General features: G+C 71.1%; 21 protein-coding genes and 1 tRNA gene. 20 read left to right on the forward strand and 2 right to left on the reverse strand.

Features of this window, described 5'->3' with window-relative positions:
• Positions 1-12 precede the first annotated feature (12 nt).
• Complete coding sequence (locus E7744_RS03885) at positions 13-1224, reverse strand: pyridoxal phosphate-dependent aminotransferase (protein WP_137772992.1); 1212 nt, start codon at positions 1222-1224, stop codon at positions 13-15.
• 125 nt (positions 1225-1349) lie between these two features.
• Here E7744_RS03885 and E7744_RS03890 point away from each other — a divergent pair.
• The 13 genes from E7744_RS03890 to E7744_RS03950 all read left to right on the forward strand — a co-directional run bounded on the left by E7744_RS03890 (position 1350) and on the right by E7744_RS03950 (position 18411).
• Positions 1350-1422, forward strand: a tRNA-Trp gene (locus tag E7744_RS03890).
• Positions 1423-1493: 71 nt separating this feature from the next.
• Positions 1494-1754: a preprotein translocase subunit SecE gene (gene secE / locus E7744_RS03895; protein ID WP_137772993.1), complete on the forward strand. Its 261-nt coding sequence runs from the start codon at positions 1494-1496 to the stop codon at positions 1752-1754.
• A 75-nt stretch (positions 1755-1829) separates the two neighbouring features.
• A complete protein-coding gene (gene nusG / locus E7744_RS03900; protein ID WP_137772994.1) occupies positions 1830-2705 on the forward strand; it encodes a transcription termination/antitermination protein NusG in 876 nt (291 codons plus the stop codon).
• 139 nt (positions 2706-2844) lie between these two features.
• Positions 2845-3276, forward strand: coding sequence for a 50S ribosomal protein L11 (gene rplK / locus E7744_RS03905; protein ID WP_137772995.1), 432 nt, complete (start codon positions 2845-2847; stop codon positions 3274-3276).
• Positions 3277-3351: 75 nt separating this feature from the next.
• Positions 3352-4056 (forward strand): 50S ribosomal protein L1, encoded by a 705-nt coding sequence (gene rplA, locus E7744_RS03910; RefSeq protein WP_137772996.1) that lies wholly within the window; start codon positions 3352-3354, stop codon positions 4054-4056.
• 131 nt (positions 4057-4187) lie between these two features.
• Positions 4188-5795 (forward strand): glycoside hydrolase family 10 protein, encoded by a 1608-nt coding sequence (locus E7744_RS03915; protein WP_168199745.1) that lies wholly within the window; start codon positions 4188-4190, stop codon positions 5793-5795.
• Between the two features lie 18 nt (positions 5796-5813).
• Positions 5814-6965, forward strand: a complete 1152-nt coding sequence (locus tag E7744_RS03920; RefSeq protein ID WP_137772998.1) for a GNAT family N-acetyltransferase — start codon at positions 5814-5816, stop codon at positions 6963-6965.
• 208 nt (positions 6966-7173) lie between these two features.
• Positions 7174-7719 (forward strand): 50S ribosomal protein L10, encoded by a 546-nt coding sequence (gene rplJ / locus E7744_RS03925; protein WP_137772999.1) that lies wholly within the window; start codon positions 7174-7176, stop codon positions 7717-7719.
• A 92-nt stretch (positions 7720-7811) separates the two neighbouring features.
• Positions 7812-8201, forward strand: a complete 390-nt coding sequence (gene rplL, locus E7744_RS03930; protein ID WP_137773000.1) for a 50S ribosomal protein L7/L12 — start codon at positions 7812-7814, stop codon at positions 8199-8201.
• A gap of 224 nt (positions 8202-8425) precedes the next feature.
• A complete protein-coding gene (locus tag E7744_RS03935; protein WP_137773001.1) occupies positions 8426-9670 on the forward strand; it encodes an acyltransferase in 1245 nt (414 codons plus the stop codon).
• Between the two features lie 229 nt (positions 9671-9899).
• On the forward strand, positions 9900-13421 hold the full coding sequence (gene rpoB, locus E7744_RS03940) for a DNA-directed RNA polymerase subunit beta (protein WP_137773002.1): 3522 nt from the start codon (positions 9900-9902) through the stop codon (positions 13419-13421).
• Between the two features lie 56 nt (positions 13422-13477).
• Positions 13478-17368 (forward strand): DNA-directed RNA polymerase subunit beta', encoded by a 3891-nt coding sequence (locus tag E7744_RS03945; protein ID WP_137773003.1) that lies wholly within the window; start codon positions 13478-13480, stop codon positions 17366-17368.
• 173 nt (positions 17369-17541) lie between these two features.
• A complete protein-coding gene (locus tag E7744_RS03950) occupies positions 17542-18411 on the forward strand; it encodes an aldo/keto reductase (protein WP_137773004.1) in 870 nt (289 codons plus the stop codon).
• On the opposite strand, the gene E7744_RS03955 is transcribed toward E7744_RS03950, so the two are convergent.
• Positions 18408-19619, reverse strand: a complete 1212-nt coding sequence (locus tag E7744_RS03955; RefSeq protein WP_246858537.1) for a peptidoglycan bridge formation glycyltransferase FemA/FemB family protein — start codon at positions 19617-19619, stop codon at positions 18408-18410. The two genes, E7744_RS03950 and E7744_RS03955, sit on opposite strands and share 4 nt — an antisense overlap.
• Positions 19620-19687: 68 nt before the next feature.
• Between E7744_RS03955 and E7744_RS03960 the strand changes: the two genes are divergently transcribed.
• The 7 genes from E7744_RS03960 to E7744_RS03985 all read left to right on the forward strand — a co-directional run bounded on the left by E7744_RS03960 (position 19688) and on the right by E7744_RS03985 (position 26516).
• Positions 19688-20974, forward strand: a complete 1287-nt coding sequence (locus E7744_RS03960) for a carbamoyl-phosphate synthase (RefSeq protein WP_137773006.1) — start codon at positions 19688-19690, stop codon at positions 20972-20974.
• A gap of 250 nt (positions 20975-21224) precedes the next feature.
• Positions 21225-21599: a 30S ribosomal protein S12 gene (gene rpsL, locus E7744_RS03965; RefSeq protein ID WP_137773007.1), complete on the forward strand. Its 375-nt coding sequence runs from the start codon at positions 21225-21227 to the stop codon at positions 21597-21599.
• Positions 21599-22069, forward strand: a complete 471-nt coding sequence (gene rpsG / locus E7744_RS03970; protein WP_137773008.1) for a 30S ribosomal protein S7 — start codon at positions 21599-21601, stop codon at positions 22067-22069. The genes rpsL and rpsG overlap by 1 nt, the downstream gene beginning before the upstream one ends.
• A 92-nt stretch (positions 22070-22161) precedes the next feature.
• Positions 22162-24276, forward strand: coding sequence for an elongation factor G (gene fusA / locus E7744_RS03975; protein WP_137773009.1), 2115 nt, complete (start codon positions 22162-22164; stop codon positions 24274-24276).
• 285 nt (positions 24277-24561) lie between these two features.
• Positions 24562-25752 (forward strand): elongation factor Tu, encoded by a 1191-nt coding sequence (gene tuf, locus E7744_RS03980; RefSeq protein WP_137773010.1) that lies wholly within the window; start codon positions 24562-24564, stop codon positions 25750-25752.
• An 80-nt stretch (positions 25753-25832) separates the two neighbouring features.
• Positions 25833-25973 (forward strand): hypothetical protein, encoded by a 141-nt coding sequence (locus E7744_RS15755; protein ID WP_168199746.1) that lies wholly within the window; start codon positions 25833-25835, stop codon positions 25971-25973.
• 3 nt (positions 25974-25976) lie between these two features.
• Positions 25977-26516, forward strand: coding sequence for a DUF3817 domain-containing protein (locus E7744_RS03985; RefSeq protein ID WP_246858538.1), 540 nt, complete (start codon positions 25977-25979; stop codon positions 26514-26516).
• The last annotated feature ends 76 nt before the right edge of the window (positions 26517-26592 follow it).

The raw sequence follows: 26592 nt of genomic DNA on the forward strand, positions 1-26592 counted from the left end.
GGTGCGGAGCGGCTACTCCGAGAGCAGGCGCTGGATGCGCCCGACCCCCTCGGCGAGGTCCTCGTCGCCCAGGGCGTAGGACAGGCGCAGGAAGCCCGAGGGGCCGAAGGCCTCGCCCGGCACCACGGCCACCTCGGCCTCGTCGAGGATGAGCCCCGCGAGCTCGGCCGAGGTCTGCGGCGTGACGCCGCGGTAGGTCCGGCCCAGCGCCTCGCGCACGTCCACGTACGCGTAGAAGGCGCCCTCCGGCGTCGGGCAGGAGAACCCGGGGACCGCATTGAGGCCCTCGACCATGGCCCGCCGGCGCCGGTCGAAGGCGGCCTTCATCTCCTCGACCGCGTCCAGGGGGCCGGAGACGGCGGCCAGCGCGGCGCGCTGGGAGACGTTGGCGACGTTGGAGGTGGCGTGGGACTGCAGGTTCGCGGCGGCCTTGATGACGTCGGCGGGGCCGGCCATCCAGCCCACGCGCCAGCCCGTCATGGCGTAGGTCTTGGCCACGCCGTTGAGGATGACGAGCTGGTCGGCCAGCTCCGGAACGGCGGCGGCGACCGAGGTGAACGGCACGCCGTCGTAGGTGAGGTGCTCGTAGATCTCGTCGGTGACCACCCACAGGCCCCGCTCCGCGGCCCAGCGGCCGATCTCCGCGGTGGCCTCCGGGGAGTACACGGCCCCGGTCGGGTTGGACGGGGAGACGAACAGCAGCACCTTGGTGCGCTCGGTCAGGGCCGCCTCGAGCTGGTCCACGGAGACCTTGTAGCCGGTCTCCGGGCCCGCGAAGACCTCGACCGGCACGCCCCCGGCCAGCCGGATGGACTCCGGGTAGGTGGTCCAGAACGGGGTGGGGACGATGACCTCGTCGCCCGGGTCCAGCAGGGTGGCGAAGGTGTTGTAGACGGCCTGCTTGCCGCCGTTGGTCACCAGCACCTGCGAGGCCTCGAGGCGCACGCCGGAGTCCCGCAGGGTCTTGTCCGCGATCGCCTGGCGCAGCTCCGGCAGCCCCGCGGCGGGGGAGTACCGGTGGTTGCGCGGGTCCCGGGCGGCCTCCACGGCGGCCTCGACGATGTAGTCCGGGGTGGGGAAGTCGGGCTCGCCGGCGCCGAAGCCGATGACGGGGCGGCCCGCGGCCTTGAGGGCCTTGGCGCGGGCGTCCACGGCGAGCGTGGCCGACTCGGCGATCGATCCGATCCTGCGGGAGACACGACTGCGCGGGGAGGGAGACGTCATGGGCCCCAGCCTAGCGGGTCGCCCCCGGTCCGGTTCGACTCCCCGCCCCGGATGGCGTACAGTGGATCCCCGGTGTTGAAACGCACCATGATGGGCCGTGCCGTGGTCATCCCTCGGCGGCCCGAAGGGTAGTGGCGCAATTGGTAGCGCAGCGGTCTCCAAAACCGCAGGTTGCAGGTTCGAGTCCTGTCTACCCTGCGCAGGGTGGTCCCGGTCATCCGGAACCCCCCGGCAGGACAGTTGAGTGTCGACCGAGCGAGTGAGGCCACGTGACCGAGGCAGCTGCGAACAGCACGGGGCAGCAGGCCCCCGGTGCTCCGCGGAAGCGAGGGTTCTTCGGCCGGATCGCCCTGTTCCTGCGCCAGGTCGTGGACGAGCTCCGGAAGGTCGTCACCCCGACCCGCGAGGAGCTGGTGAAGCTCACGGGCATCGTGCTCGCCTTCGTGATCTTCATGATCGCGCTGGTCAGCCTGCTGGACCTCGTGTTCGGCTGGGGCGCCTCGTTCGTCTTCGGCGACGGCGGCGCCTAGCCCCTCCGGCTCGGCTGGTCCTCCCGGAGGGGCGCCCTGCCGGAAGAACGTCGACCGTGAAGAAAGCAGGAACCCGTGTCCGAGCAGGAACTCGAACCGCAGGCCGTCGAGGACGCCGTCCTCGAGGAGCAGGCCCAGTCGTCCCAGGCTCCCCAGACTGCCGAGGACGCCGCCGTGGCCGGGGAGCCCGTGGAGGGTGCGCTGACCGAGTCCGCCGAGGACGAGGACCGGGTGGCCGCCGAGCTGGTCGACGAGCCCGTCGAGGCCGAGCTGGCCGAGGCCGCCCCCGAGCAGCCCGCCGTCGCCGCGGAGGTCGCCGAGCAGGCCGATCCCGCCGAGGAGCTGCGCTCCCGCCTGCGCCGCCAGCCCGGTGACTGGTACGTCGTCCACACCTACGCCGGCTACGAGAAGCGCGTGAAGACCAACCTCGAGACGCGCATCCAGACCCAGGAGATGGAGGACTACATCTATGAGATCGAAGTCCCCATGGAAGAGGTCGTGGAGATCCGCAACACCACGCGCAAGCTGGTCAACCGCGTGCGCATCCCGGGCTACGTGCTCGTCCGCATGGACCTGACCGATGCCTCGTGGGGCGTCGTGCGCCACACGCCCGGCGTCACCGGCTTCGTGGGCAACGCCCACGACCCGATGCCGCTCTCGCTCGACGAGGTCTTCGACATGATGGCCCCGTCCGTGCTGCAGGAGGCCACGAAGGCCGCCCAGGCCGGCGGCCGCCCGGCCCCGGCCGGCGCCCAGGAGGCCGCCCCGGCCATCGAGGTCGACTTCGAGGTGGGCGAGTCCGTCACCGTCAACGACGGCCCGTTCGAGACCCTCCCGGCCACGATCTCGGAGGTCAAGCCCGAGTCCCAGCAGCTCGTGGTCCTCGTGACCATCTTCGAGCGCGAGACCCCGGTGACCCTGTCCTTCAACCAGGTCACCAAGATCCGCTAGGCCTCCCGGCCCCCAGACTTCGCCGCCGCCCGGTTGCTTTGGCCGGGCGGGGGCGGACCGGCCACCGCGCCACGGTGGCCACCAGCCCCGCGACACGCTCCTGTGTCCCGGGGGACACCGCACAGAGAAGGACCCGACTATGGCTCCCAAGAAGAAGGTCGCAGGCCTGATCAAGCTGCAGATCCAGGCAGGTGCCGCCAACCCGGCCCCTCCGATCGGCCCCGCCCTCGGTCAGCACGGCGTGAACATCATGGAGTTCTGCAAGGCGTACAACGCCGCGACGGAATCCCAGCGCGGCAACGTCGTGCCGGTCGAGATCACCGTGTACGAGGACCGCTCGTTCACCTTCGTCACCAAGACCCCGCCCGCCGCCGAGCTCATCAAGAAGGCCGCCAAGGTCTCCAAGGGCTCCGCCACCCCGCACACCGCCAAGGTCGGCACGCTGACCCAGGCCCAGTGCGAGGAGATCGCCCAGACCAAGATGGAAGACCTCAACGCCAACGACCTGGCCGCCGCCGCGAAGATCATCGCCGGCACCGCCCGGTCCATGGGCATCACCATCGACGGCTGACACCCCCACCACACCACCCCCCAGTGGCAGGGTCGCGCGCGACCCGCAGACCACGACTGCAAGGAGAACAAGCAGATGGCACAGCGCAGCAAAGCATACAAGGCGGCCCAGGAGAAGATCGGCGAGGGCGTCTACGCCCCGGCCGAGGCGATCGCCCTGGCCAAGGAGACCAACCCGTCGAAGTCCGACGCCACGGTGGAGGTCGCCTTCCGCCTGAGCGTGGACCCCCGCAAGGCCGACCAGATGGTCCGCGGCACGGTCAACCTGCCGCACGGCACCGGCAAGACCGCCCGCGTGGTCGTCTTCGCCACCGGTGACAAGGCCGCGGCCGCCGAGGCCGCCGGCGCCGACGTCGTGGGCTCGGACGACCTGATCGCCCGCATCGCCGGCGGCTGGACCGACTTCGACGCCGCCGTGGCGTCCCCGGACATGATGGGCAAGGTCGGCCGCCTCGGCAAGATCCTCGGCCCGCGCAACCTCATGCCGAACCCGAAGACCGGCACCGTGACCCCGGACGTGGCCAAGGCCGTCACCGACATCAAGGGTGGCAAGATCGACTTCCGCGTCGACAAGCACGCCAACCTGCACTTCATCATCGGCAAGACCAGCTTCGACGTGAAGGCCCTGGCCGAGAACTACGCCGCCGCCCTCGAGGAGGTGCTCCGCCTGAAGCCGTCCGCGTCCAAGGGCCGGTACATCTCCAAGGCGACGATCGCCACCACCTTCGGCCCCGGCATCAAGGTGGACCCGAACGTGGTCAAGGTGACCACGGAGGCCTGATCCTCCACGCCGCATCCAGCGGCGGCACGACGGCGAGGGCCGGATCCCGGGACGTCCCGGGGTCCGGCCCTCGCCGTCTGCGTGCCCGCGGGAGGACAATGGGCGCGGAGGGGCGAGAGAAGCAGGTCGCCATGGACACGAACCCATCCCGCCGGGCCATGCTGCAGGGGGCTGCCGCCAGCGTCCTCGCCGCCGCCGGGACCGCGGTGGGAGCGGCCGCGCCCGCTCTCGCGGCGCTGCCGGGCCGGCCCTATCCGACGACCGGCCGCGAGACCACGCTGTCCCGTCCCTACCCCCTGCACGAGTTCCGCGGCGTGTGGGTGGCCACGGTGCTCAACATCGACTGGCCCTCTCGCCCCGGCCTGACGATCGCCGAGCAGCAGGCGGAGTTGACGTACCTGTGCAAGCTGGCCGGCTACCGCGGCTACAACGCCGTGCTGCTGCAGGTGCGCGCGGCGGGGGACCGGCTGTACCGCTCATCCCTGGGGGAGCCCTGGTCGCGCTACCTCACCGGGACCCTCGGGCGGGATCCCGGCTGGGACCCGCTGGAGTGGGCCATCCGGGAGGCCGGCCGCTGGGGACTGCAGCTGCACGCCTGGGTGAACCCGTTCCGGGTCGCGATGGACACGAGCCTGTCCTCCCTGTACCCGGGCAGCTACGCGGCCCGCAACCCGGGCCACACCTACGCCTACGGCGGCCGGCGCTACCTAGACCCCGGACTGCTCGCGGTGCGCCGCTACGTCCGTTCCGTGCTGGCCGAGATCGCCGGGCGCTACCGGGTGGCCGGCATCCACCTGGACGACTACTTCTACCCCTACCCGGTGCCCGGCACCCCGATCCCCGACGGCGCGGCCTACGCCGCGTACGGTGGCGGGCTCACGCTGGGGGACTGGCGGCGGGAGAACATCCGCCGGTTCGTGCGCGACGCAGGGCCGGACATCCACGCGCTCAACCCGCGGGCGGCCTTCAGCATCAGCCCGTTCGGCATCTGGCGCCACCTCACGTCCTCGCCACTGGGCTCCGCCACGAGCGGGCTGCAGGCCTACGACGACCTCTACGTCGACACGCGGCGGTGGCTCAAGAGCCAGTACGCCGACCTCTTCGTCCCCCAGCTCTACTGGCAGCTGGGGCACCCGACCGCCGACTACTCCGTGCTGGCCCGCTGGTGGAACGAGGCGGCGCGGGACACGCGCACCCAACTGGCGTTCGGCGAGGCGGTCTACAAGATGGGCAGCGCCGGCTGGACCGACCCGAACGAGTTGCGCAACCACGTCACGCTGACGCGCAGCCTGTCCCGGATGGACGGCAACGGCTTCTACAACGCGAGCGCCATGAAGGCGAACGTGCTGGGCGGCAGCTCGCGGGTGAGCTCGACCCACTACACGCGCCGGGCCCTGCCGCTGCGGATGCCGTGGCTGGGCAGCACCGGCCCCGAGGCGCCGGCGTTCACCCGGGTGACGGCCGGCACGGCGGGCGTGCGGCTGGAGTGGACGGTGCCGGCCGCCGGCGTGCCTGCGGCGTGGCTCGCCCTCTGGCGCCGCCCGGCGGTGAGCACCGACGTGCCGCGGCTGCCCTCGACGGCCGAGCACCTGGCGCTGGTGCGGGCCGGCGCCCCGGGCGCCGGGACCTGGACCGACGCCACCGCGGTGCGGGGCCAGCGCTACTGGTACATCCTGCAGTCGTTCAGCCAGAACGCGACCGGTTCCGTGGCGGGCTCGGCCATCATGACCACGGCCTGAGTGCGGCATCATGGAGCCATGACCCACACCCAGGACGGGCCCGGCCTCGACTGGCTGGCGCTGCCGGAGCGCCTCGAGCAGTCCCGGCTGCCGATGCCGGACGCCACCGCGGACTTCCTCCAGGTCGCCCAGCTGGCCAACCTGCTGACGTCCCTGTTCTGGGGCACCAACGACTTCTACGTCTCCCCGGAGCACCGGCTGGCCGCTGCGCACGGGGCGACGGACCACCTCGTGGCCCGGCGGGCCGACGGCGCGGACGCCCACGGCCGGATCGTGGGCTTCGCCGCCCTGGGCGCGGCGCCCGGGCCCGCCCGGCTGTGGGTCGGCGTGCACCCGGACTTCCGCCGCCGGGGCGTCGGCTCGGCGCTGCTGGCCGCCGCGGAGGCCGAGGCCGCGCGCCGCGGGGCCACGGGGTACGAGTCGTGGACGGACAACGCCCTCGTGGACCCGGCCGCCGTCGGCTCGGGGCCGGTGTTCGTCCGCGGCACCTCGCTCGAGACGGGCCTGACCCCGGTCCTGCCGCCGGCGGGGCGGGAGACGGGGCCCGACGCCGGCCCCGTCCGGTCCGGCGCCCCGGACGCCGCCTTCGCCGCGGCCCACGGCTACGCGCCGGACCGGCTCGAGTGGTGCTCCGTGCTCGACCTGCGCGGGGCCGCCGGCCCGGCCCTGCAGGCGGAGTCCGCCGCGGGGCTGGAGGGGGAGTACGAGGTCCTCGGCGGGGAGGGGGACCTGCCGCGGGAGCACGCGGCCACGCTGCCGGACCTGGGGCCCGGACGGCGGGGACTGGCCGTGGTGGCCGTCGACCGGCGCACCGGCCGGGCGGTGGGCCACGCGGTCATCGAGACCACGCCGGACCTGCCGCACGTGGCATACGCCCGCGGACCGGTCGTGGCCGCGGGCCACCGGGGCCGCGGGCTGGAGCTGCTGCTGCGCGCCGTCGTCGTCTCCCGGCTGCTGCGCTCCCGTCCCGGCGCCGAGCGGCTCTACGCGTGGCGGGCGGCGGAGGACGAGGCGGCCCGCCGGGACGACGAGGCTCTCGGCCTGGTCCCCGTGGCCACCCGGGCGTGCTGGCGCAAGGCGGTGCCCGGCACCGCGCGGGGCTCCGGGCCCGCGGCTGGACCAGGGGCCCGCCCGGCCGCCGATTTGGCGCCGGACGGCCGCGGGGCGTAGAGTTGGAGGCACCAAAGACCGCCGGTCGTCGGGTCCCCTCGGGGTCCTGACCGTAAAGCCCTCCTGACGGAGGCGGCCTGCGCAGGTGAGACAGAGCAACGCCTCCCTCCGCCCCTCCGGCGGCGGGGATCCGCCACGCCCCGTGCACCTGCACGGGGCGTTTTCGCGTCATGGGGCCGGACCGGACCCAAGCAATGGAAGGAGTGCCATGGCGACGTCTGCGAAGAACGCCGTCGTGGAGGAGCTCGCGGACCTGTTCCGCAACTCCACCGCGGCCGTGCTGACGGAATACCGTGGTCTCACCGTGGCGGAGCTCAAGGAGCTGCGCCGTTCCCTCGGTGAGAACGCGACCTACGCCGTGGTGAAGAACACGCTCTCCGAGATCGCGGCCAAGCAGGCCGGCATCGATGCCTTCGACGGCAAGATGTCCGGCCCGTCCGCGATCGCCTTCGTCTCCGGTGACCCGGTGGACGCGGCCAAGGCGATGCGTGACTTTGCCAAGGATCACCAGGCCCTGGTGGTCAAGGGTGGCTACATGGATGGCCAGTACCTTGACGAGACGGGCATCAAGAAGCTCGCGGACCTCGAGTCCCGCGAGGTGCTGCTGGCCAAGCTGGCCGGCGCCATGAAGGGCAACCTGTTCAAGGCCGCCTACATGTTCCAGGCCCCGCTGTCCCAGGCCGTCCGCACCGTGGACGCCCTGCGCGCGAAGGTCGAGGAGCAGGGCGGCGCTGCTGCGCCCGCCGCTGAGTGACCCGTGGCCGGGCGCCCGCCCGGCCGCGCCCCGGTCGCGTCCAGCGGCCAACCCCAGATTCGTGAAGTAATCCGTACGTGAAGGAGCCAACCATGGCCAAGCTGTCCACCGAAGAGCTGCTCGAGCAGTTCGCCGAGCTGTCCCTCATCGAGCTGTCCGAGTTCGTCAAGGCGTTCGAGGAGAAGTTCGAGGTCACCGCCGCCGCTCCGGTCGCCGCCGCCGCCCCCGCCGCTGCCGGCGGTGCCGGCGAGGCCGCCGCCGCCGAGGAGAAGGACGAGTTCGACGTCGTCCTCGAGGCCGCCGGCGACAAGAAGATCGGCGTCATCAAGGAGGTGCGCGCCCTGACCTCCCTCGGCCTGAAGGAGGCCAAGGACCTCGTCGACTCCGCTCCGAAGGCCGTCCTGGAGGGCGTCAACAAGGAGACCGCCGAGAAGGCCAAGGAGCAGCTCGAGGGCGCCGGCGCCACCATCACCCTCAAGTGATGCGTGCGGCCTAGCCGCTGCTGACCGACGGCCCCCTCCGTCCCGCCCCGCGGGACGGAGGGGGCCGTCGTCGTTCCCGGGTCCCGTCCCGCGCCCCGTCCCGGGAGTCCCGGGGGAGCGGCGACGCGGCTCCCAGCAACCGTCCAGCCGCACCCCGTAAGGTCACGAAATGGTAAAGCGCGGTCCGTCCGGGGTCGCGCGCGAGACGGGGAGGGTGCCGGCCGATGGTCGCGACGGCTCAGTTCGAGCAGGTGGGGGTCCGGCAGGCGGACCCGACGACGGTGCGGCGCGCCCCCGCGCCGGCCCCGGCGCCGACCCCCGCACCGGCGGCCCCCGCCGCCTCCCGTCCGCGGCTGGCCCTGCTGGACGCGCTGCGGCTGCTCGCGGCCCTGTCCGTGCTGCTGTTCCATTGGACGGCGTGGCACCACGGGAACTGGGGCCGGCACGGCGAGCCCGCGGCCGAGGCGTGGCCCTGGCTGAGCCAGTTCACCTCCGTCGGCGCCCTGGGCGTCCAGCTCTTCTTCATCATCTCCGGCTTCGTGATCCTGCTGTCCTCCTTCGGCAAGAGCCCGGCGCGGTTCATCGGCTCGCGCGTGGGCCGGCTCTACCCCGCCTACTGGCTGGCCGTGCTGCTGGCGGCCGTGCTGATCTTCCTCGTCTGGCCCGAGCTGGGGGCCCAGCGGCGGCCCGCCGACCTCTGGGCCAACCTGACGATGTTCCAGGGCGGGTTCGGCGTGGGCCACCTGGACGGCGTCTATTGGACGCTGTGGGTGGAGATGAAGTTCTACCTGTGGATCCTGGCCTTCACCCTCGTGGGGATGACGGTGCGCCGGGTCATGGTGTTCGCGGTCGCGTGGCCGCTGCTGGGCAACGCGCTGTACCTCGGGCTGCGCGTGGCCGGGCTGGACGTCGGCTGGGTCCAGCACCTCCTGTTCCCCGAGTACTCGGCGCTGTTCGCCGGCGGGATGGTCCTGTTCCTGCTCTTCCGGTTCGGCCACACCCCGGGCCGCTGGGCCGCGCTGTCCGTCAACGTGGCCCTCGCGTGCGCGTGGTCGGCCGGCATCCAGCGGCGCGAGACGCTCGAGCTCACCGGGTACGACTACCCGCTCGCGCTGTTCCTCGGCCTCGTGCTGGCCCTCTTCGCGGCCGTCGCGCTCATCGTGCTCACCCCCCTGGCCCGCGTGCGCCTGCCCGGGGCCACGCTCGCCGGGGCCCTCACCTACCCCCTGTACCTGCTGCACCAGCTGTGGGGCTGGTACCTCATCCGCCTGCTGTCCCCGCACCTGCCCGCCGCCGTGGTGCTGGCCCTGTCCCTGGCCGCCGTGCTCGGGGCGGCCTGGACCGTGCACCGCTGGGTGGAGTCCCCGCTGGGGCCGCGGCTGCAGCGCGCGGTGACGGCCGGCCTCGGGCGCTGGCCGGTCCTGGGCCGGGTGCACGGCCCGGCACCGGTGGCCCGCGCGGGTTCATAGCATATTCACAGCCTGCGCCGGAGGATCGAGTGGACTCCGGGCGTGCCGGGCGGTTATGCTAAGTCCTTACGTCTCCCTTCCATCCACCCCTGTGGTGTGTGCCGGCGCGCCCGGACCACCGGACAGCGGCGTGGCGTGCAGTCCGGCCTTCAAATAGCGGTGGGCCCGGTGCGTCGTGGACCGGCGGGGGAGCGCACGGAAATGAAGACGGTCTGTGGAAGGAACCCTCTTGGTCGCCTCGAGCACCTCAAATACCGAAACCGCTAACACCCCCGGGGGCGTCTCGCCCCGCTCCGGCGCCAGCGCCGGCCGGATCACCTTCGCGAAGATCCACGAGCCGCTGGACGTGCCGGACCTGCTGGCCCTCCAGACCGAGTCCTTCGACCGGCTCGTCGGCAACGAGCGCTGGGCCGCCCGCGTCGCCCACGCCCAGGAGATCGGCGACGACTCCGTGGCCACCACCTCCGGCCTCTCCGACATCTTCGAGGAGATCTCCCCGATCGAGGACTTCCAGGGCACCATGTCCCTGTCCTTCACGGAGCCGGAGTTCGCCGACCCCAAGATGCCGGTCGACGAGTGCAAGGAGCGCGACACCACCTACGCCGCGCCGCTGTACGTCAAGGCCGAGTTCATGAACAACAACACCGGCGAGATCAAGCAGCAGACGGTGTTCATGGGCGACTTCCCGCTCATGACGGACAAGGGCACCTTCGTCATCAACGGCACCGAGCGTGTCGTCGTGTCCCAGCTGGTCCGCTCCCCGGGCGCCTACTTCGAGCGCACCCCGGACAAGACCTCGGACAAGGACATCTTCACCGCCAAGGTCATCCCCTCCCGCGGTGCCTGGTTCGAGCTCGAGGTGGACAAGCGAGACCAGGTCGGCGTGCGCCTGGACCGCAAGCGCAAGCAGCCGGTCACCGTGCTGCTCAAGGCCATGGGCTGGACCGAGTCCCGCATCCTGGAGGAGTTCGGCCAGTACGACTCCATCCGCGCGACCCTCGAGAAGGACCCGACCGAGGGCCAGGAGGAGGCGCTGCTGGACATCTACCGCAAGCTGCGCCCGGGCGAGCCCGCGGCCGTGGACGCCGCGCAGAACCTGCTGAACAACCTGTACTTCACCCCCAAGCGCTACGACCTGGCGAAGGTGGGCCGGTACAAGCTCAACCGCAAGCTCGGCGTGGACCTGCCGCTGGGCGACCCGAACGCCTCCGTGCTGACCGAGGCCGACATCGTGCAGATGGTCCACTTCATCGTGGCCCTGCACGCCGGCGAGCGGACCATCACGGGCAAGCGCGACGGCGCCGACGTCGACGTGCGCGTCGAGGTCGACGACATCGACCACTTCGGCAACCGCCGCATCCGCGCCGTGGGCGAGCTGATCGAGAACCAGATCCGCACCGGCCTGTCCCGCATGGAGCGCGTCGTGCGCGAGCGCATGACGACCCAGGACGTCGAGGCCATCACCCCGCAGACCCTGATCAACATCCGCCCCGTGGTGGCGTCGATCAAGGAGTTCTTCGGCACCTCCCAGCTGTCCCAGTTCATGGACCAGAACAACCCGCTGGCCGGGCTGACGCACAAGCGCCGCCTGTCCGCGCTGGGCCCGGGCGGCCTGTCCCGTGACCGCGCCGGCATGGAGGTCCGTGACGTCCACCCGTCGCACTACGGGCGCATGTGCCCCATCGAGACCCCGGAAGGCCCGAACATCGGCCTCATCGGCTCGCTCGCGACCTTCGCCCGGATCAACCCCTTCGGCTTCATCGAGACCCCGTACCGCAAGGTCGTGGACGGCATCGTCACCGACCGGGTGGACTACCTGACGGCGGACGACGAGCTCGAGGCGCAGATCGCCCAGGCGAACGCCCCGCTGAACGAGGACGGCTCCTTCGCCGAGGAGCTCGTGCTCTGCCGCCAGCGCGGCGGCGGCGGCGAGCCGGTGCTGTCCTCCGTGGACGAGATCGACTACATGGACGTCTCCCCGCGCCAGATGGTCTCGGCCGCCACGGCCCTGATCCCGTTCCTCGAGCACGACGACGCCAACCGCGCGCTCATGGGCGCCAACATGCAGCGCCAGGCCGTGCCGCTGCTCCAGGCCGAGGCCCCCTACGTGGGCACCGGCATGGAGAAGTACATCGCCGTGGACGCCGGTGACTCCATCACCGCCGAGGCCCCCGGCGTGGTGACCGAGGTGGCCGCGGACATGGTGACCGTCATGCAGGACGACGGCACGATGCGCCACTACCCGATCATGAAGTTCGCGCGCTCGAACCAGGGCAACGCCTACAACCAGCGCGTGCGCGTCAACGAGGGCGACCGCGTGGAGCGCCTCGGCATCATCGCCGACGGCCCGGCCACGGACAACGGCGAGCTGGCGCTCGGCAAGAACCTGCTCGTCGCGTTCATGCCCTGGGAGGGCCTGAACTACGAGGACGCCATCATCCTGTCCCAGCGCATGGTCTCCGACGACGTGCTCACCTCGATCCACATCGAGGAGCACGAGGTCGACGCCCGTGACACCAAGCTGGGCGCCGAGGAGATCACCCGGGACATCCCGAACGTCTCCGACGAGGTGCTGGCCCAGCTCGACGAGCGCGGCATCATCCACATCGGTGCCGAGGTGGAGGCCGGGGACATCCTGGTCGGCCGCGTCACCCCGAAGGGCGAGACCGAGCTGACCCCGGAGGAGCGGCTGCTGCGCGCGATCTTCGGCGAGAAGTCCCGCGAGGTGCGCGACACGTCCCTGAAGGTGCCCCACGGCGAGTCCGGCACGGTCATCGGCGTGCGCATCTTCGACCGCGACGAGGACGACGACCTGCCCCCGGGCGTGAACCAGCTGGTGCGCGTCTACGTGGCGCAGAAGCGCAAGATCACCGACGGCGACAAGATGGCCGGCCGCCATGGCAACAAGGGCGTCATCTCCAAGATCCTGCCCATGGAGGACATGCCGTTCCTCGCCGACGGCACCCCGGTGGACATCATCCTGAACCCGCTGGGCGTGCCGGGCCGCATGAACCTGGGCCAGGTCATGGAGCTGCACCTGGGCTGGGCCGCCTCGCGCGGCTGGGACATCCAGGGCGAGCCCGAGTGGATCAAGGACCTGCCGAACTTCCCGCGGTCCTCCGGTCCGGTCAACGTCGCCACCCCGGTGTTCGACGGCGCCGAGGCCCACGAGATCGAGGGCCTGCTCGGCCACGTCAACGTCACGCGCGACGGCGACCGGCTGATGGGCACCAACGGCAAGGCCACCCTGTTCGACGGCCGCTCCGGCGAGCCCTTCCCGGACCCGGTGTCCGTGGGCTACATGTACATGCTGAAGCTGCACCACCTCGTGGACGACAAGATCCACGCCCGGTCCACCGGCCCCTACTCCATGATCACCCAGCAGCCGCTGGGCGGTAAGGCGCAGTTCGGCGGCCAGCGCTTCGGCGAGATGGAGGTCTGGGCCCTGGAGGCGTACGGCGCCGCGTACACCCTGCAGGAGCTGCTGACGATCAAGTCGGACGACATCCACGGCCGCGTGAAGGTCTACGAGGCCATCGTCAAGGGCGAGAACATCCCGGAGCCCGGTGTCCCGGAGTCGTTCAAGGTCCTGATCAAGGAGATGCAGTCGCTGTGCCTGAACGTGGAGGTCCTCTCCGCGGACGGCACGGCCATCGAAATGCGTGACTCGGACGATGACGTCTTCCGGGCCGCCGAGGAGCTGGGCATCGACCTGTCCCACGCCGAGCCGAGCTCGGTCGAGGAAGTCTGACCCCTCCCCGCCCCCCAGACGTCATTCCACAGCGAACATCAGGAGTTCAACGGACCATGTCCAACGACAACTCATCCTTCGGCCTCATGCGGATCGGCCTGGCCACCGCCGACGAGATCCGCAACTGGTCCTTCGGCGAGGTCAAGAAGCCGGAGACCATCAACTACCGCACCCTGAAGCCGGAGAAGGACGGGCTCTTCTGCGAGAAGATCTTCGGCCCCACCCGGGACTGGGAGTGCTACTGCGGCAAGTACAAGCGCGTGCGCTTCAAGGGCATCATCTGTGAGCGCTGCGGCGTCGAGGTGACCCGCTCCAAGGTGCGCCGCGAGCGGATGGGCCACATCGAGCTCGCCGCCCCGGTCACCCACATCTGGTACTTCAAGGGCGTCCCGTCCCGGCTCGGCTACCTGCTGGACCTGGCCCCCAAGGACCTCGAGAAGATCATCTACTTCGCCGCCTACATGATCACCTCGGTGGACGAGGAGGGCCGCCACGCGGACCTGCCGAACCTGCAGGCCGAGCACGACCAGGAGACCCGTCACCTGGCCGACCAGCGCGACGCCGACATCGCCGCCGTGGCCGCGGACCTGGAGAAGGACCTGGCCAAGCTCGAGGCCGAGGGTGCCAAGGCCGCCGAGAAGAAGAAGGCCCGGGACGCCGCGGACAAGACCATGGCGCAGATCCGCAAGCGCGCGGACGCCGAGCTGGACCGGATGGAGAAGATCTGGGACCGGTTCAAGAACCTCAAGGTCGCCGACCTCGAGGGCGACGAGGGCCTGTTCCGCGCCATGCGGGACAAGTACGGCCAGTACTTCGAGGGCTCCATGGGCGCCGAGTCCATCAAGCGGCGCCTGGAGTCCTTCGACCTCGAGGCCGAGGCCGAGATGCTGCGCGAGACGATCAAGACCGGCAAGGGCCAGCGCAAGACCCGCGCCCTGAAGCGGCTCAAGGTCGTCAACGCCTTCCTGACCACGGACAACTCGCCGCTGGGCATGGTCCTGGACGCCGTCCCGGTGATCCCGCCGGAGCTGCGCCCGATGGTGCAGCTGGACGGTGGCCGCTTCGCGACCTCCGACCTCAACGACCTGTACCGCCGCGTGATCAACCGCAACAACCGCCTGAAGCGACTGCTGGACCTGGGCGCGCCGGAGATCATCGTCAACAACGAGAAGCGTATGCTCCAGGAGGCCGTGGACTCTCTGTTCGACAACGGCCGCCGCGGCCGCCCGGTCACCGGTCCGGGCAACCGCCCGCTGAAGTCGCTGTCCGACATGCTCAAGGGCAAGCAGGGCCGGTTCCGCCAGAACCTGCTCGGCAAGCGCGTGGACTACTCGGGCCGTTCGGTCATCGTGGTGGGCCCGCAGCTGAAGCTGCACCAGTGCGGCCTGCCGAAGCAGATGGCGCTGGAGCTGTTCAAGCCCTTCGTGATGAAGCGGCTCGTGGACCTGAACCACGCGCAGAACATCAAGTCCGCCAAGCGGATGGTGGAGCGCTTCCGCCCGCAGGTGTGGGACGTGCTCGAGGAGGTCATCACCGAGCACCCGGTGCTGCTGAACCGTGCACCCACCCTGCACCGCCTCGGCATCCAGGCCTTCGAGCCGCAGCTCGTGGAGGGCAAGGCCCTGCAGCTGCACCCGCTGGTCTGCGGCGCGTTCAACGCGGACTTCGACGGCGACCAGATGGCCGTGCACCTGCCGCTGAGCCCCGAGGCCCAGGCCGAGGCGCGGCTGCTGATGCTCTCCAGCCACAACATCCTGAAGCCCTCGGACGGCCGTGCCGTGGCCGTCCCGGCCCAGGACATGATCATCGGCCTGAACCACCTCACCACGGTGCGGGAGGACGCGGCCGGTGCCGGGGAGGCCTACTCCTCGGTGGCGGAGGCCATCATGGCGCACGACGCCGGCGCCCTGCACCTGAACGCCCCGGTGAAGATCGCCGTGGACGGCTTCGTGCCGTCCGCCCAGACCCCCGCCCCCGAGGGCTGGGAGGAGGGCCAGCGCGCCGTCCTGGACACCACGCTGGGCAAGGTGCTGTTCAACGAGCTGCTCCCGGCCGACTACCCGTGGCTGGACACCCAGGCCACCAAGGGCACCCTCGGCGCCCTGGTCAACGACCTGGCCGAGCGCTACCCGATGGTGCAGACCGCCGCGACCCTGGACAACCTCAAGGACGCCGGCTTCTACTGGGGCACGTGGTCCGGCGTGACCGTGGCGATCTCCGACATCACCTCGGAGTTCGACAAGGCCTCCATCATGGAGGGCTACGAGAACCAGGCGCTCAAGGTCCAGGCCCAGTACGACAAGGGCCTGATCGCGGACGACGAGCGTCGTTCCGAGCTGATCGACATCTGGAACAAGGCCACCGACGAGGTCGCGGCCGCCATGAAGGACGGACTGCCGCGGCTGAACACCATCAACCGCATGGTCTCCTCCGGCGCCCGAGGCAACTGGCTGCAGGTCCGGCAGATCGCCGGCATCCGCGGCCTGGTGGCCAACCCGAAGGGTGAGATCATCCCGCGCCCGATCAAGTCCTCCTACCGCGAGGGCCTGTCCGTGCTCGAGTACTTCATCGCCACCCACGGTGCCCGCAAGGGCCTCGCGGACACCGCGCTGAAGACCGCGAACTCGGGTTACCTCACCCGTCGACTCGTGGACGTGTCCCAGGACGTCATCGTCCGCGAGGAGGACTGCGGCACCGAGCGCGGCCTGACCGAGGTCATCGCCGTGCCGAACGCCGACGGCGAGCTGGTGCGCCACGAGACCGTGGAGAACTCCGCGTACGCCCGGACCCTGGCCGTGGACGTCGAGGCCGAGGACGGCACCGTCCTGGGCCGCGCCGGCGAGGACATCGGGGACGTGGCGATCGACGCGTACATCGCCGCCGGCGTCACCGAGGTCAAGGTGCGCTCCGTGCTCACCTGCGAGTCCGCCGTCGGGACCTGCGCGAAGTGCTACGGCCGCTCCATGGCCACCGGCCAGCTGGTGGACATCGGCGAGGCCGTGGGCATCATCGCCGCCCAGTCCATCGGCGAGCCGGGCACCCAGCTCACCATGCGGACGTTCCACACCGGTGGCGTGGCCTCGGCCGACGACATCACCCAGGGCCTGCCCCGTATCCAGGAGCTCTTCGAGGCCCGCACCCCGAAGGGCGTGGCCCCGATCTCCGAGGTCGCCGGCCGGGTCACGATCGAGGACGCGGAGAAGCAGCTGCGCCTCGTGCTGACCCCGGACGACGGCTCCGAGGAGATCGCCTACCCGGTGCTGCGCCGTGCGCGCCTGCTGGTGGCCGACGGCGAGCACGTGGCCGTGGGCACCCAGCTCGTGGCCGGTGCCGTGGACCCGAAGCAGGTGCTGCGCGTGCTCGGGCCCCGGGCGGCGCAGAAGTTCCTGGTCCAGGAGGTCCAGGACGTGTACCAGTCCCAGGGCGTGGGCATCCACGACAAGCACGTGGAGGTCATCGTCCGGCAGATGCTGCGCCGGATCACCGTCATCGAGTCCGGCGACACGGACCTGCTGCCGGGCGAGCTGACCGACCGGGCCCGCTTCACCGCCGCGAACCGCAAGGCCGTGGCGGAGGGCCGCCAGCCGGCCTCGGGCCGTGACGAGCTCATGGGCATCACCAAGGCCTCGCTCGCCACCGACTCGTGGCTGTCCGCCGCGTCCTTCCAGGAGACCACCCGGGTGCTGACCCAGGCGGCCATGGAGGGCAAGTCGGACCCGCTGCTGGGCCTGAAGGAGAACGTGATCATCGGCAAGCTGATCCCGGCCGGCACCGGCCTGGACCGGTACACCAAGGTCAACGTCGAGCCCACGGAGGAGGCCAAGGCCAACCTGTTCACCGGCCCGGCCGGCTTCGCGGACTTCGACTACCCGGGCCTGGACTCCTCGTCCACCCCGGAGTTCCACGCGATCAGCCTGGACGACTACGGCACCGACTACCGCGGCTGACCGCTGACGGCTGACGGCTGAGCCCGTCGGCACCGCGCGAGGGGCGCCTTCCCACCCCGGGGAGGCGCCCCTCGTCGTCGTCCGGGGGAGGGACGGCCGGCGGGGCAGGGCAGAGGGCAGGGCGGAAGACGGCGCCGCGGGCCGGGCCGGGCGCGGGGTCTAGGGTGGGAGGCATGACCGACGAGCCCACCGCCCAGCGCCACGCCCTGCTCGAGGGCACCGGGGTGCATGACGTCCCCGTCCCCCTGATCGGCCTGGGCACCTGGCCGCTGTGGGGCGCGGAGTGCGAGGACGCCGTCGCCTCGGCCCTGGAGGCGGGGTACCGGCACCTGGACACCGCCGAGAACTACGCCAACGAGGACGCGGTGGGCCGGGCCGTGGCGGCCTCCGGGATCCCGCGCGAGGAGGTCTTCGTGACCTCGAAGTTCAACCGGCGCTGGCACGGGGGCACGGACCTGGTGCGCGCGGCCCTCGAGGCCGGCCTCGAGCGCGCGGGCCTGGAGCACTTCGACCTGTACCTCGTGCACTGGCCCAACCCGGACCAGGGGCGCTACGTGCAGGCCTGCGCCTCGCTCGCGGAGCTCGTGGGCACCGGGCTCATCCGCTCCTGGGGCGTGTCCAACTTCACCCCGGAGCACCTGCAGGCGGTGCTCGACGCCGGGCTGGTCCCGGCCGTCAACCAGGTCTACTGCGAGCCGCGGGACGCCCAGCGCCCCGTGCAGGACGCGAACCTGCTGGCCGGGGTGCTCACGGCCGCCTACACCCCGCTCGGCCGCGGCAGCGGGCTGCTCGCCGAGCCGGCCATCGCCGGGATCGCCGACCGGACGGGGCACACGCCGGCCCAGGTGGTGCTGCGCTGGCACGTGCAGCAGGGGCGGATCGCGATCCCCAAGTCGGCCGACCCGCGGCGCCAGCGGGAGAACCTCGACGTGTTCTCCTTCGCGCTCACGCCCGAGGACATGGCGGCGATCGACGCCCTCGACGTCAGCGTGGCCGGCGGCGCCTCATCGCACCGGGCGGACCCGGAGCGGTTCGGGCACTAGCCCCGGCGGGACATGTAGAGGTCGAAGGCCGTGGCCAGCACGCGGTTGACCCGGTAGTCCCACTCGCCGTGGGTCCGGACCACGTCCGCGCCCATGGTCGTCTTGAACCGCGTCAGCCCGGCCAACTCGTACTCGGGGTCCAGGGACGGGCTCATGCCGCCGAGGTCGTACCACGTGCAGCCGGCGGCCAGCGAGTCCTCGATCTGGCGCAGCTGCAATGCCCGCGGGGCGTAGCGCTTGCGTTCCTCGGAGGAGGACGCGCCGTAGACGTACCAGCCCATGGAGCCCTGCCGGACGTAGATCGCCGCGGCGAGCAGCTGCTCGCCCAGGTGCGCCAGGTAGAGGGTGCACCGGGTGCCGGGGGAGGCGTTCAGCGCGGCGAACATGCGCTCGAAGTAGGCCTGCGGGCGGCCGGTGAACCCGTCCCGGCGGGCGGTCTCCTCGTAGAGCGCCTGCCACGCCGGCAGGTCCGCCGCCGTGCCCTCGGTGACGGTCAGCTCCGAGCGGGTGGACTTGCGGGTCTGCCGGCGGGAGGTGGAGTCCATGCGGGACAGGGCGGCCTCCACGGCCGGGTCGAGGGCGTCCTTGCCGGTGCGCTCGGTGCCGTACAGCTCCGGCTGCAGGGGGATCCGGGCCTGGAACTGGGGCTGGCCGGCCTCGAAGGCGGCGGACTCGGCGGGCGCCCTCCACCCCATCGCCAGCAGCCGCCGGCGCAGGTCCTCGGCCTCCGGGTCCGTCTCGACCGGCTCCAGGTCCGTCACGCTGCGGTGGCCGCCCGCCGCGAGTGCCTTGCGCACCACGGCACCGTCCCAGCGGCGCTCCACGCCGGGCAGGCCCACGCGGACGAGGAACGCGCCGCGGGAGCGCAGGTACTCCACGAGCGGGGGCAGCACGGCCTCCACGGGGACCGCCGAGCGGTCGAACACCGGACCCTCGGCCACGTAGGCCAGGGAGCGGTTCCGCAGCCCCGGCACGGGCACGGGCAGGCGGCGGAACAGCACGAGCGCGGCGGCGCGCAGGGTCCCGCCGTCGAACAGGCCCACCGACTCGCCGCGCCAGTCGACCTTGACGCGCGGCCACTCGGGGTTCTGCAGGAAGGACGCCAGCGGGTGCTCGGCCAGGAACCGGCCGTGCTCCTCGGTGGTGATGCTGCGGACGGTCAGGGCGCGGGGGGTCTGGACACGGGGGGTCTGGTCGATCTCGGGCACGCCCCTCACCATAGCGTCCGGCCCGGCACGGGCCGGGTGCGCCCCGCCCCGCCGGTAGCATGAGGGCCATGATGGTCCCCGCCGAGCAACCCTTCGTCCCCGTGATCACCGGAGGGGACGTGGGGGCGTACTCCCTGGCCCGCGAGTTCCACGAGGCCTACCGGGTCGTCTCCGCCGTGGTCCCCACCGCCGAGAACCGCAACCTGCGGCACTCCTCCATCCTGCAGGCGTTCCCCGCCGGGCCCATGACCGAGGAGGGTCCGGTGGTCGAGGCGCTCGTGCGCGTGGCCGGGGAGCTGCTCGCCGCCGGCCCTCGCCGGCCGCTGCTGCTGCTGGCCGGCTACGACCACCTCGTCCGCTTCGCCGCCCGCCACCGGGCCACGCTCGAGGCGCACGGCTACACGGTGCCGTACCCGGACGAGCGGGCCCTGGACGCGGCGGCGCTGAAGGAGAACTTCTACGCGCTGTGCGACCGGCTCGGCGTGCCCTACCCCGGCACGCGGGCCTACGACGCCGGCGCGCACACCCCGGCGGCGCTCGAGGCCTTCGTCGCGGGGCTGGGGGAGGGGAGCGGGGCGGTCGCCTTCCCCGTCATCCTCAAGGCCGGCGACGGCGGCGCCTGGGCCGACGTCCGCTTCGAGGGCCGGCGCAAGGTGCACGTGGTCCACGAGGCCGGGGAGCTCGCCACGCTCATCGGGCGCGCGTGCGCCGCGGGCTACCGGGGCTCGCTCATCGTCCAGCGGCTCGTCCCGGGCCCGGACTCCCAGCTGGGCATCGCCACCTTCTTCCGCGACGGCGCGGGGGACACCCGGCTGGTCTCCTACGGCGAGGTCATCGTCGAGGACCACGCCCCGGGCACCGAGGGCAACGCCCGGGCGGTGCTCGCCGGCGAGCACCCCACGGTCGCCCGGCAGGGCGCGGCGCTGCTGGACGCCCTCGACTGGCGGGGCTTCGCCATGTTCGACCTCAAGGTCGACCCGCGCGACGGCGTCGCCCAGTTCCTGGAGATGAACCCCCGGCTGGGGCGCAACCACTACTACCTCACCGCCGCGGGGGCCAACCCGGCGCGCTACCTGCTGGGGGAGTACCTGCCGGAGTGCGCCGGCGGCGCCCCGGGCGTGCCCGAGGGCACCGTGACGACCACGGGTCCCGTGCTCACCACGACCATCCCCCTGGCCCTCGTGCGCCGGCATGCCTCGGCCGCCCAGCGCGAGCGGATCCGCGCCGCCGCGCGGGCCGGGCGGATCGTGCGGCCCTTCGAGTACGCGGCGGACCGGGACCTGCGGCGCCGCGCCGCCCTGCGCGCCGCGGAGCTCGCGAGCGTGCGTGCCTTCCGCCGGTACCCGCCGGCCTGAGCGCGCCGCTCCCGATTTCCCGGGCGCTCGCCCCGGGTGGTAGTCTGGAGCCAATTGTTTTTGTGTGGCACGAGGGACACGGTCCGGGCTGCGGGGTTCTTGCGCAGCGAATGCCACACTTTTGCACGCCTGCGGTCGTTCAGCTCGAACCCCCGGGTGCGTAAGGAAACGACCACCAAGCAGTCCTGGTTGACGCGGGCCCGTCCTGTGCGCCCGCCGGACTGGAAGCCAAACGACGGAGAGACCCAGAGTGCCTACGATTCAGCAGCTGGTCCGTAAGGGCCGCTCACCGAAGGTCGTCAAGACCAAGGCCCCTGCCCTGCAGGGGAACCCCATGCGTCGTGGCGTGTGCACCCGCGTGTACACCACGACCCCGAAGAAGCCGAACTCCGCCCTGCGCAAGGTCGCCCGCGTCCGCCTCAACGGCGGCGTCGAGGTCACCGCGTACATCCCGGGCGAGGGCCACAACCTGCAGGAGCACTCGATCGTGCTCGTGCGCGGCGGCCGCGTGAAGGACCTCCCGGGTGTCCGCTACAAGATCGTCCGCGGCGCCCTCGACACCCAGGGTGTCAAGGGCCGTGGCCAGGCCCGCAGCCGCTACGGCGCGAAGAAGGAGAAGAAGTAATGCCTCGTAAGGGCCCCGCGCCGAAGCGCCCCCTCGTCGTCGACCCCGTCTACGGGTCCCCGCTGGTCACCCAGCTGATCAACAAGGTGCTGGTGGACGGCAAGAAGTCCACCGCCGAGCACATCGTCTACGGCGCCCTCGAGGGCACCCGTGACAAGAGCGGTGCCGATCCGGTGGCCACCCTCAAGAAGGCCATGGACAACGTCCGCCCGGCCCTCGAGGTGAAGTCCCGCCGCGTCGGCGGCGCCACCTACCAGGTCCCGGTCGAGGTCAAGCCGGGCCGCGCGACCGCCCTGGCGCTGCGCTGGCTCGTGGGCTACTCCAAGGCCCGTCGCGAGAAGACGATGACCGAGCGTCTCATGAACGAGATCCTCGACGCCTCGAACGGCCTGGGTGCCGCGGTCAAGCGCCGCGAGGACACCCACAAGATGGCCGAGTCGAACAAGGCCTTCGCCCACTACCGCTGGTGAGCCACGAGCGCCCGGGAGCCGGATGACCGGTTCCCGGGCGCCGTGCCGCCCAGCAGTACCGGACCCACACACCAAACCCCAAGGGAGACACCGTGGCACAGGACGTGCTGACCGACCTCACCAAGGTCCGCAACATCGGCATCATGGCGCACATCGATGCCGGCAAGACCACCACCACCGAGCGCATCCTCTTCTACACGGGCGTCAACCACAAGCTGGGCGAGACCCATGACGGCGCCTCCACCACCGACTGGATGGAGCAGGAGAAGGAACGCGGCATCACCATCACCTCCGCCGCGGTGACCTGCTTCTGGAACAACAACCAGATCAACATCATCGACACCCCGGGCCACGTCGACTTCACCGTCGAGGTGGAGCGCTCCCTGCGCGTGCTCGATGGCGCCGTCGCCGTCTTCGACGGCAAGGAGGGCGTGGAGCCGCAGTCCGAGACCGTGTGGCGGCAGGCCGACAAGTACAACGTCCCCCGCATCTGCTTCGTCAACAAGATGGACAAGCTGGGCGCGGACTTCTACTTCACCGTGGACACCATCATCAACCGCCTGGGCGCCAAGCCGCTGGTGATGCAGCTGCCGATCGGCTCCGAGAACGACTTCGTCGGCGTCGTGGACCTGCTGACCATGAAGGCCTTCGTGTGGGAGGGCGACGCCAAGGGCGACGTCACCATGGGCGCCGCCTACCAGACCCAGGAGATCCCGGCCGACCTGCAGGACAAGGCCGAGGAGTACCGGACCGCCCTCATCGAGGCCGTGGCCGAGACCTCCGAGGAGCTCATGGAGAAGTACCTCGAGGGCGAGGAGCTCACGACCGAGGAGATCCAGGCCGGCGTGCGCCAGCTGACGATCAACGCCGAGGCCTACCCGGTCTTCTGCGGCTCCGCGTTCAAGAACCGCGGCGTGCAGCCGATGCTGGATGCCGTCGTGGCCTACCTGCCCTCCCCGTCCGACGCCGGCGCCATCAAGGGCCACGCCGTGGGCGACGAGGAGCAGGAGATGACGCGCGAGCCGTCCAAGGACGCGCCGTTCTCCGCCCTGGCCTTCAAGATCGCGGCCCACCCGTTCTTCGGCCAGCTCACCTACGTGCGCGTGTACTCCGGCAAGATGGCCGCGGGCTCCCCGGTGCAGAACACCACCAAGGGCAAGAAGGAGCGCATCGGCAAGCTGTTCCAGATGCACGCCAACAAGGAGAACCCGGTCGACGAGATGACCGCCGGGCACATCTACGCCGTCGTGGGCCTGAAGGACACCACTACCGGTGACACCCTGTGCGACCCGTCCGCCCCGATCATCCTCGAGTCGATGACCTTCCCGGAGCCCGTGATCTCCGTGGCCGTCGAGCCGAAGACCAAGGGCGACCAGGAGAAGCTCTCCACCGCCATCCAGAAGCTCTCCGCCGAGGACCCCACGTTCACCGTGAACCTCGACGAGGAGACCGGCCAGACCGTCATCGGCGGCATGGGCGAGCTGCACCTGGACATCCTGGTGGACCGCATGAAGCGCGAGTTCAAGGTCGAGGCCAACGTGGGCAAGCCGCAGGTGGCCTACCGCGAGACCATCAAGAAGAAGGTCGAGAAGGTCGACTACACGCACAAGAAGCAGACCGGTGGTTCCGGCCAGTTCGCCAAGGTGCAGGTGTCCTTCGAGCCCCTCGACACCGCCGAGGGCGAGATGTACGAGTTCGAGAACGCCGTCACCGGCGGCCGCATCCCGCGCGAGTACATCCCGTCGGTGGACGCCGGGATCCAGGACGCCATGCAGTTCGGCGTCCTGGCCGGGTACCCGATGGTGGGCGTCAAGGCGACCCTGCTCGACGGTGCCTACCACGACGTCGACTCCTCCGAGATGGCGTTCAAGATCGCCGGCTCGATGGTCTTCAAGGAGGGCATCCGCAAGGCCAACCCGGTCCTGCTCGAGCCCCTCATGGCCGTCGAGGTCCGCACCCCGGAGGAGTACATGGGCGACGTCATCGGCGACCTGAACTCCCGCCGTGGCCAGATCCAGTCCATGGAGGACGCCCAGGGCGTCAAGGTCATCAAGGCCGGCGTGCCGCTGTCCGAGATGTTCGGCTACATCGGCGACCTGCGGTCCAAGACCCAGGGCCGCGCCGTGTACTCCATGACGTTCGACTCCTACGCCGAGGTCCCGAAGGCCGTGGCCGACGAGATCATCCAGAAGAACAGCGGCGAGTGAGCCCCGTTCTCTAGCAATTCTTGTCCGGACCGGACGGCGGGGCCCGCGAGGGTCCCGCCGCCGGACCGGACAGGTGGGCCGGCCGCACTCCGGAGGCCGGAACCACCACAGGACGGAAGGTCCGGTCCGCGGAACAGGCGGTCCGGGTGGCCTGTTCCAGGACCGGTCCTGACGCAAGCCGGAGGATTTATCACCAGCAGCCAGATCGAAGTAGACTTTCCCAAGTTGTCAGCACGCCACCGCGGCTGAGAAGTCTCTTCAGATGAACAGTTCTAGGAGGAACCTGTGTCGAAGGCAAAGTTCGAGCGGTCCAAGCCGCACGTCAACGTCGGTACCATCGGCCACGTCGACCACGGCAAGACCACGCTGACCGCCGCGATCTCGAAGGTCCTGTACGACAAGTACCCGGACCTGAACGAGCAGCGCGACTTCGCGACCATTGACTCCGCGCCGGAAGAGCGCCAGCGCGGCATCACCATCAACATCTCCCACGTGGAGTACCAGACCGAGAAGCGTCACTACGCCCACGTCGACGCCCCCGGCCACGCCGACTACATCAAGAACATGATCACCGGTGCCGCCCAGATGGACGGCGCGATCCTCGTGGTCGCCGCCACCGACGGCCCGATGGCCCAGACCCGCGAGCACGTGCTCCTGGCCCGCCAGGTCGGCGTGCCGGCGCTGCTGGTCGCCCTCAACAAGTCGGACATGGTCGAGGACGAGGAGCTCCTGGAGCTCGTCGAGATGGAGGTCCGCGAGCTGCTGTCCTCCCAGGGCTTCGACGGCGACGACGCCCCGGTCATCCGCACCTCCGGCCTGAAGGCCCTCGAGGGCGACGAGAAGTGGGTCAAGTCCGTCGAGGAACTGATGGACGCCGTGGACTCCTACATCCCGGACCCGGTCCGCGACAAGGACAAGCCGTTCCTGATGCCGATCGAGGACGTCTTCACCATCACCGGTCGTGGCACCGTGGTGACCGGTCGCGCCGAGCGCGGCACCCTGAAGATCAACTCCGAGGTCGAGATCGTCGGCATCCGCCCGATCCAGAAGACCACGGTCACCGGCATCGAGATGTTCCACAAGCAGCTCGACGAGGCCTGGGCCGGCGAGAACTGTGGCCTGCTGCTGCGCGGCCTGAAGCGCGAGGACGTGGAGCGCGGCCAGGTCGTCGTGGCCCCGGGCTCCATCACCCCGCACACGAACTTCGAGGGCAACGTCTACATCCTGTCCAAGGACGAGGGCGGCCGCCACAACCCGTTCTACTCGAACTACCGTCCGCAGTTCTACTTCCGCACCACCGACGTCACCGGCGTCATCACGCTGCCCGAGGGCACCGAGATGGTCATGCCGGGCGACACCACCGAGATGACGGTCGAGCTGATCCAGCCGATCGCCATGGAGGAGGGCCTCGGCTTCGCCATCCGCGAGGGTGGCCGCACCGTGGGCTCCGGCCGCGTCACCAAGATCATCAAGTGATCTAGGGCGCTGACAACGAGACGACCCCCCTCCGGCCCCGGCCGGAGGGGGGTCGTCCCGTTCCCGGTAGACTGGGGGCCATGGAGTTCCTCATCGCCCTCGTGATCGGCCTGGCGGTGCTCGGCGCCGTCGTGGCCGGCGTGCTCAAGGCGCGCCGCACCTTCGCCCCCGAGCTCGAGCGCGCCCGGCGCATCCGCCGCGCCAACGGCCGGGACCGCTGACCCGTGACGCAGGCCGACACCCGCCCCGGACCCGCCACCGCCTCCACCCGCCGCCCCGCCGGCACCCCGCTGCCCGGACCGCGCGCCCTGTTCCGTGCCGCGGCGACGGCCGAGATGGGCACGTGGGCGCTGCTGCTGACCGCGATGGTCCTGAAGTACTCCGGCACCACCGAGGCCCTGATGCCGCTCGCCGGCGGCCTGCACGGCTTCGTCTTCCTGTGCTACGCGCTCGTCGCGGCCGCGGTGGGCACCGACCAGCGCTGGGGCACGGCCCGGCGCGCCGCCGCCGTCGCGCTGGCCGTGGTGCCCTTCGCCACGGTGCCCCTCGAGCGCCGACTCGACCGCCGCGGGGCCCTGGGTCCGCAGTGGCGGCTGGCCGCCACCGCCGGCCGGCCGGCCGGCACCCCGCGGGGGCCGGCCGAGCGGGTCCTGGCCTGGGTGCTGCGGCACGTGCTGCTGGCCGCCGTCCTCGCGGTCGCCGCCGTCGTCCTCGTCTTCCTCGCGCTGCTCGCCGCCGGCCCGCCGGGGGAGTGGCTGGGCTGAATTCGCGCGTTCGCGGCTGATCTGTCATACTGGATCAGTTGCTCAAGCGCATGGGTGCGCGTGGGGCCGTTTCCGG

It is taken from the genome of Citricoccus sp. SGAir0253, from assembly GCF_005877055.1.
Lineage (GTDB): Bacteria > Actinomycetota > Actinomycetes > Actinomycetales > Micrococcaceae > Citricoccus.